This is a genomic window from Streptococcus sp. 1055, from assembly GCF_013276815.1.
Taxonomy (GTDB): Bacteria; Bacillota; Bacilli; order Lactobacillales; family Streptococcaceae; genus Streptococcus; species Streptococcus pseudopneumoniae.
The window spans coordinates 1-7420 of sequence record NZ_VMLT01000123.1 but is presented as its reverse complement, the minus strand read 5'-3'; the positions used below and the strand labels follow the sequence as shown (position 1 = coordinate 7420).

Here is a 7420-nt window from a genome sequence, read left to right as displayed (position 1 = left end):
AAAACACTGTCTTGAGGTTGCAGATAGAACTGACGAAGTCAGCTCAAAACACTGTCTTGAGGTTGCAGATAAGACTGACGAAGTCAGTAACCATACATACGACAAGGCGAAGCTGACGCGGTTTGAAGAGATTTTCGAAGAGTATGAAATTGAATTGCTTATAAAAAAGCTCCATACACCGGATGTGTATAGAGCAATGGGCTTTATTTAATATAGAGTTCTTGATTTTTCAAGACAATTTCACGTACGCTCGCAAATTTCTTGAGTTTTTTAAGTTCTTCTGGATGAGTGACGAGAGTGATAACATAACCTTCCTTGCCCATACGGCCAGTACGGCCAGCGCGGTGAGTGTAGGTTTCAATATCTCTAGGAATATCAAAGTTTACGACACATTCTAGGCTATCGATATCAATTCCACGAGCCAGAAGGTCAGTTGCAAGGAGTAGGGTTAGTTGCTTATCTTTGAACTTTTCTAAGATGACTTTTCTAAATTTAACATTGACATCACTAGCGAGGGAAACAGCTAATATATCCCTATACTGTAATTTTTCTTCTGCACTTCCAAGGTCTGACAGGCTGTTAAAGAAGACTAGTCCGCGGAAATCCTCAACATGAGCCAGTTTTCGTAGCATATCCACTCGGTGACGTTGGTCTACCTGCATATAGAAATGTTGGATGTTGTCCAGTTTTTGGTCAGAGAGATCAATGGTGCGTGTATTCGGCACAATCTTTTCTTGGTCAAACTTGGTCGTCGCACTCATATAGACAAGTTGGTGGTCACGAGGTGCGTAGTGAGTGATTTTCTCAACAAAGTGAATCTGAGAATCATCAAGCAATTGGTCGAATTCATCCAGGATGATGGTTTCTACGTTCATCATCTTGATTTTTTTCAATTTAATGAGTTCAAAGATACGGCCAGAAGTTCCAATCAGAATTTCTGGCCCCTTTTTAAGACGTTCAATTTGTCGTTTCTGACTTGAACCTGAAAGGAAGAGTTGAGCAGTCAATCCGATAGCTTCTGCCCACGTTTTACATACATCAAAAATCTGTCCAGCAAGTTCCGTATTTGGTGCTAGAATCAAGAGTTGTTGGGCTTTTTTCTTTTGTAGTCTGAGAAGACTTGGTAGGAGATAAGCTAGGGTCTTACCAGTTCCTGTTGGGCTTACTCCTAGAAGATTTTCTCCTGCAAGAATGGGCTCAAATAGTTGAGTTTGAATGGGGGTAAATTCCTGGAAACCGAGTTGGTTGCTCAATTCCTGCCATTCAGTCGGTAGTTTGTTTTTCATTTTTCTGCCTCAAATCTAATGCCAGCAGTCTGGCGCATGGTATATAGTAGATCATGAACTGAACTTGCATCTTCCAGCCAAGTTTGGTAGAGATTCAGATCTGGTTGCTGGATCATGTGTGCAAATGCAGCGACTTCCTCAGTCATCGTATGAGGAGCCTGTTGGATAGGGAGTTGGACTTGATTGCCTTGGTGGTCGATAAAAATAGCTGAGCGGATATGCTCGATGGTGTTGAGGGTCAAGGTTCCATTTGTTGTGTAAATCTCGCAAGGAAGATTGGAAGTGATGTTTTTCCCAGCCTTGATATGAACTTGATAGTCGGTGTAAAAGAGGATTCCGTCTCCGTTTAGGTCCATGCTATTGTCAAGCTGTTGAGCCTGATAGGTTGCGTCCTGAGCTTTTCCAAAGAGTCGAACGGCAGCGTAGAGAGGATAAATCCCCAAATCCATAAGAGCTCCACCAGCAAAACGGTCTGAAAAGACATTTGGTGTCTCCCCAGCCAACAAGTTAGGCATTTTGGAAGAATACTTGGCATAGTTGAAATCTGCTCCCAAAATCTGTTTGTCTGCTAAAAAGTTTTTGATAGTAGTAAAAGCTTTTTCATGGTAATTGCGAGCTGCTTCGAAGATAAAGCAGTGATTTTTCTCAGCTGTATGTCTCAAATCTAGCCATTCTTGTGGATGAGTGACAGCTGGCTTTTCAAGAATGACGTGTTTACCAGCAGACAAGGTAGCCTTTGCCTGAGCAAAATGCAAGGAGTTTGGACTGGCAATATAGACCACATCAAAGGAAGACTTGAAGAAGACTTCTAATTGATCGAAGAGTTGGATATTTTCATAGCGAGAAGCAAAGGTTGCTGCGGTTTCAAGTTTCCTAGAATAGACTGCGACCAGCTGGTATTTCCCACTAGCATGGGCTGCTTCTATGAAGTGGTGGCTGATATCGCCAGTGCCAATGATACCTAATTTAAGCATAAATACTCCTTTTCTGATTTTAAATCCTTCTTTCATTATAACATAGATAGACGGGACTATCCAACAGAGGGGAAAAATTTCAAATAAGCGATTAGCTTTCTTCTGAAGAAAAGCTTTCTTTTACGAATAAATAGATAGAAGCATCAAATCTAGCAAATTAGATTAAAAAATGTGCTATAATAGAAGGAGGAGAAGGATGATTCTAAGACATCCGGGTATCAGCCCAACTAATGACTTGGTTGCTAAGAAAATTTTCAGTAACCCAGAAATCACTTGTCAATTTATTCGCGATATGCTGGACTTGCCAGCCAAAAATGTAACCATTTTAGAGGGAAGTAATATTCATGTCTTGCCTTCTTTACCCTACTCGGCGCAGGATTTCTATACCAGTATAGACGTCTTGGCGGAGTTGGATAATGGCACTCAAGTAATCATTGAAATCCAAGTCCATCATCAGAATTTTTTCATCAATCGTTTATGGGCTTACCTGTGCAGTCAGGTCCATCAAAATCTTGAAAAAATTCGCCAGCAAGAAGGCAATACTCACCAGAGCTACAAACACATCGCACCAGTATACGCTATTGCAATTGTGGATAGTAATTATTTTCAAGATGATTTGGCTTTCCACAGTTTTAGCATGCGAGAGGACACGACAGGTGAGGTCTTAACCATCACAAATAACGGTCAGGAAAACCATCTGGTTAAGATGGCTTTCTTGGAACTAAAAAAATACAGAGAAACCAGCAAAGACAAGGTTCGTAAACCATGGTTAGAGTTTTTCGGGAATAAACCCTTTACCCAGCAGCCCGAGCGAGCCATCAGCCAAGCAGATCAACTGCTGGACTACAAGAGTTGGTCCGAGGAGGATAAGAAAATGTTTAGTGAACAACGCAGGCGAGAAGAACAAGCCATGTTAGCACAGGACTATGCCTTAGAAACTGCTAGGGCGGAAGGGATTGAACAAGGACTGGAGCGCGGTCTTGAACGTGGACGAGCTGAAGGCATCGAACAGGGATTAAAAGTAAGTTTAGCAAATCTAGTTCGTCAAGGTCTTCTAACACCTGAGGTTGCGAGTGAGAAATTAGGCATGACTGTGGCTGAGTTTGAAGAACTATTGAAAGAGCATCATAAATAAGACCTAAAAAATACAGAGAAACCAGCAAAGACGAGGTTCGCAAGCCGTGGTTGGAGTTTTTTGGCAACAAGCCCTTTACCGAGCGAGTCATCAGCCAAGTAGACCAACTGCTGGATTAAAAATTAGGAAATATCGTGTAGAAAATAGTAACAGATTTTATCTCTTTGTGGGATGAAGTCTGTTTTTTTGTATGATGGGCAGGTCCTACATCTGAGTGGCAAGTTCTCCGTAGGTATCCGCTATTGGTTAATGCATAGCATATCTGAATGAAATAAGAACTAAACAAATCAGTCAGGAAAGTCAAAGTAATTTCTATTATAGTAGATTGAAACTAGAATAGTGCGCCTCTACTTCTAAAACATTGTTAGAAATCGATTTGACTGTCCTGATCGAATCGTCCTATTCTTATTTCATTTTACAATATAAAAGAAATAAATACGGCTGACTATCATGATTTTTATAATCAAGTTATTACTGAAATAAGAAATGGGATAAAAATGGATAGAGATGTTACATAAGAAATTGTAAGAGGTCTGTTCCCTCTTGATAAAATGACTCTCATTTGACTTTTTGCACCAAAAATAGCATCATATTCGGTGCAAAGGAGGCGTGATAGATGAACGATAAGCAGGAAATAGTAAACAGGATAGAAAATTTTGAATCGAATCAAGTTTTTATAGCAAATGATTTCTTTGATATTGCAGGATATGAAACTGTTCGTAGTACATTAAATCGTCTTGTAAAAGACAAAGAGATTACTCGCATTTTGAAAGGTATTTATTATAAACCAAAATATATAGAACTGATTGGAGAGTATGCAATGGCCTCTGTGGATGAAATTGCTGATGCTATTGCTAGAAAATATAATTGGACCATTGCTCCATCGGGAAACACAGCCCTTAATTTACTAGGTTTATCTACTCAGGTACCAGCAAAATGGACCTATATATCAGATGGAAGATATGCTAGTTTTAATGTTGGTAAGGCAAGAATATAATTTAAGCATAGAAATAATGGAGATATTTCAAATATGTCAACCTTAACTGCAATGGTGATACAATCTGTCAAGGCAATGGGGAAAGAGAACATTACTTCTCAGCAGATTGACTACTTACGGAAAAAATTATCTGAAGAAGAAAAGTCAACATTACTAGCTGAAGGTAAAACTACAAGTATCTGGGTATATAGTATTATCAAGAAAATATCAGAGGTATAGGGATGTTTGAGGATAAATCGATTGGGAAAAATAAATCAATTTCTCAGAATGTTTTTAGAAGTGACGGTGTCTATTCTAGCTTCAATCTACTAGAAATTCCATAGATAGAAAACTAGATGGTTCCTACAGATAGGGCTGATCTAGTTGATGTTAGATGCTTTGGCTTGCTAGAGGAATTGTGGATTGCCAAACTGTATCATTGAAATTATTGCTTAAATTTGTTATGATATAAATATGAATAAAAGTAGACTGGGACGTGGCAGACACGGGAAAAAGAGACATATATTATTGGCTTTGATTGGTATTTTAGCAATTTCTATTTGCCTATTAGGCGGATTTATTGCTTTTAAAATGTATCAGCAAAAAAGTTTTGAGCAAAAGATTGAATCGCTCAAAAAAGAGAAAGACGATCAATTAAGTGAGGGAAATCAGAAGGAGCATTTTCGTAAGGGTCAAGCCGAAGTGATTGCCTATTATCCTCTCCAAGGTGAGCAAGTGATTTCCTCTGTTAGGGAGCTGATAAATAAAGACATTAAGGACAAGCTAGAAAGTAAGGACAATCTTGTTTTCTACTATACAGAGCAAGGAGAGTCAGGTTTAAAGGGAGTCGTCAATCGTAATGCGACCAAACAAATCTATGATTTAGTTGATTTTAAGGTTGAAGAGACTGAAAAGACCAGTCTAGGAAAGGTTCACTTAACAGAAGATGGGCAACCTTTTACACTTGACCAACTGTTTTCAGATGCTAGTAAGGCTAAGGAACAGCTGATAAAAGAATTGACCTCCTTTATAGAGGATAAAAAAATAGAGCAAAACCAGAGTGAGCAGATTGTAAAAAGCTTCTCTGACCAAGACTTATCTGCATGGAATTTTGATTATAAGGATAGTCAGATTATCCTTTATCCGAGTCCTGCGGTTGAAAATTTAGAAGAGATAGCCTTACCAGTATCTACTTTCTTTGATGTTATCCAATCTTCGTACTTACTCGAAAAAGATGCTGCCTTGTACCAGTCTTATTTTGATAAGAAACATCAAAAAGTTGTCGCTCTAACCTTTGATGATGGTCCAAATCCAGCAACGACTCCGCAGGTATTAGAGACTCTAGCTAAATATGGTGTTAAAGCCACTTTCTTTGTGCTTGGGAAAAATGTTTCTGGGAATGAGGACTTGGTGAAAAGGATAAAATCTGAAGGTCATGCTGTTGGAAACCATAGTTGGAGCCATCCGATTCTCTCGCAACTCTCTCTTGATGAAGCTAAAAAACAAATTACTGATACTGAGGATGCGCTAACTAAGGTGCTGGGTTCTAGTTCAAAACTCATGCGTCCGCCTTATGGAGCCATTACAGACGACATTCGCAATAGCCTCGATTTGAGCTTTATCATGTGGGATGTGGATAGTCTGGACTGGAAGAGTAAAAATGAAGCATCTATTTTGACAGAAATTCAGCATCAAGTAGCTAACGGCTCTATCGTTTTGATGCATGATATTCACAGTCCGACAGTCAATGCCTTGCCAAGGGTCATTGAGTATTTGAAAAATCAAGGTTATACCTTTGTGACCATACCAGAGATGCTCAATACTCGCCTAAAACCTCATGAGCTGTATTATAGTCGTGATGAATAAGCAAGAAAAAATAGGTTCTGTCAGATATGTGATAGACTTATTTTTTACAAAAGATAGTACTAATTAGCAAAAAAATTATGCTATAAATGATAAATAAAATAGAAGGAGAAGCATATGAATACCTATCAATTAAATAATGGAGTAGAAATTCCAGTTCTAGGATTTGGAACTTTTAAGGCTAAGGATGGAGAAGAAGCCTATCGTGCAGTGTTAGAAGCCTTGAAGGCTGGTTATCGTCATATTGATACGGCGGCGATTTATCAGAATGAAGAAAGTGTTGGTCAAGCAATCAAAGATAGCGGAGTTCCACGAGAGGAATTGTTCGTAACTACCAAGCTGTGGAATAGCCAACAAACCTATGAGCAAGCTCGTCAGGCTTTTGCAGAGTCTTTAGCGAAGTTGGGCTTGGATTATTTGGATCTGTATTTGATTCATTGGCCAAATCCAAAACCGCTTAGAGAAAATGACGCATGGAAAATCCGAAATGCTGAGGTCTGGAGAGCGATGGAAGACCTCTATCAAGAAGGCAAGATCCGTGCTATCGGCGTTAGCAATTTTCTTCCCCATCATTTGGATGCCTTGTTTGAAACAGCAAAAATTCTTCCAGCGGTCAATCAAGTTCGCTTGGCGCCAGGTGTGTATCAAGAGGAAGTCGTAGATTACTGTCGAGAAAAAGGAATTTTATTGGAAGCTTGGGGCCCTTTTGGTCAGGGAGAACTATTTGATAGCAAGCAAGTCCAAGAAATCGCAGCAAATCATGGAAAGTTTGTTGCTCAGATAGCCTTGGCCTGGAGCTTGGCAGAAGGATTTCTACCACTTCCAAAATCTGTCACAGCCTCTCGTATTCAGGCTAATCTTGATTGCTTTGGAATTGAATTGAGCCATGAGGAGCGTGAAACCTTAAAAGCGATTGCTGTTCATTCTGGTGCTCCACGAGTTGATGATGTGGATTTCTAGAAAATCATAAAAAGAATTGTACATTGTTCTAATTTTTGATATAATAGTCAGCAGGAAAGAAAGTCTTATGGCGTTCTTCAAGCGAGCTTGGGATAGTGGGAGCCAAGTAGGGCAAAATAAAGTGCTGGCGCTTTCTGTAGTATTTTCAAAAACAATGAAGTAATAAATTAGGGTGGAACCGCGTTTCTGACGCCCCTAGGTTAAATCAACCTAGGGGCGTCAGAAA

At 39.4% G+C, this 7420-nt stretch carries 5 protein-coding genes and 3 pseudogenes; 6 read left to right on the top strand and 2 right to left on the bottom strand.

Annotated features, from left to right (window positions below):
* A pseudogene (locus HT699_RS10055) lies at window positions 1-211 on the top strand (hypothetical protein); the annotation flags it as partial.
* On the opposite strand, the gene HT699_RS10050 reads toward HT699_RS10055, so the two are convergent.
* A complete protein-coding gene (locus tag HT699_RS10050) occupies window positions 204-1286 on the bottom strand; it encodes a DEAD/DEAH box helicase (RefSeq protein ID WP_172934336.1) in 1083 nt (360 codons plus the stop codon). The pseudogene HT699_RS10055 and the gene HT699_RS10050 sit on opposite strands and share 8 nt — an antisense overlap.
* Window positions 1283-2260 carry a Gfo/Idh/MocA family oxidoreductase gene (locus tag HT699_RS10045; protein ID WP_172934335.1) on the bottom strand — a complete coding sequence of 326 codons (978 nt, stop codon included), beginning with the start codon at window positions 2258-2260 and terminating at the stop codon, window positions 1283-1285. The genes HT699_RS10050 and HT699_RS10045 overlap by 4 nt, the downstream gene beginning before the upstream one ends.
* A 196-nt stretch (window positions 2261-2456) precedes the next feature.
* Between HT699_RS10045 and HT699_RS10040 the strand changes: the two genes are divergently transcribed.
* The 5 genes and pseudogenes from HT699_RS10040 to HT699_RS10025 all read left to right on the top strand — a co-directional run bounded on the left by HT699_RS10040 (window position 2457) and on the right by HT699_RS10025 (window position 7194).
* On the top strand, window positions 2457-3395 hold the full coding sequence (locus HT699_RS10040) for an Rpn family recombination-promoting nuclease/putative transposase (RefSeq protein WP_050261370.1): 939 nt from the start codon (window positions 2457-2459) through the stop codon (window positions 3393-3395).
* A 5-nt stretch (window positions 3396-3400) separates the two neighbouring features.
* Window positions 3401-3511 (top strand): annotated as a pseudogene (locus HT699_RS11875) (flagellar assembly protein H domain protein); the annotation flags it as partial.
* A gap of 500 nt (window positions 3512-4011) precedes the next feature.
* A pseudogene (locus tag HT699_RS10035) lies at window positions 4012-4611 on the top strand (DUF6088 family protein).
* Between the two features lie 234 nt (window positions 4612-4845).
* Window positions 4846-6237 carry a peptidoglycan-N-acetylglucosamine deacetylase PgdA gene (pgdA, locus tag HT699_RS10030; RefSeq protein WP_050219159.1) on the top strand — a complete coding sequence of 464 codons (1392 nt, stop codon included), beginning with the start codon at window positions 4846-4848 and terminating at the stop codon, window positions 6235-6237.
* Window positions 6238-6351: 114 nt separating this feature from the next.
* Window positions 6352-7194: an aldo/keto reductase gene (locus HT699_RS10025; RefSeq protein ID WP_050261371.1), complete on the top strand. Its 843-nt coding sequence runs from the start codon at window positions 6352-6354 to the stop codon at window positions 7192-7194.
* Window positions 7195-7420 lie beyond the last annotated feature (226 nt).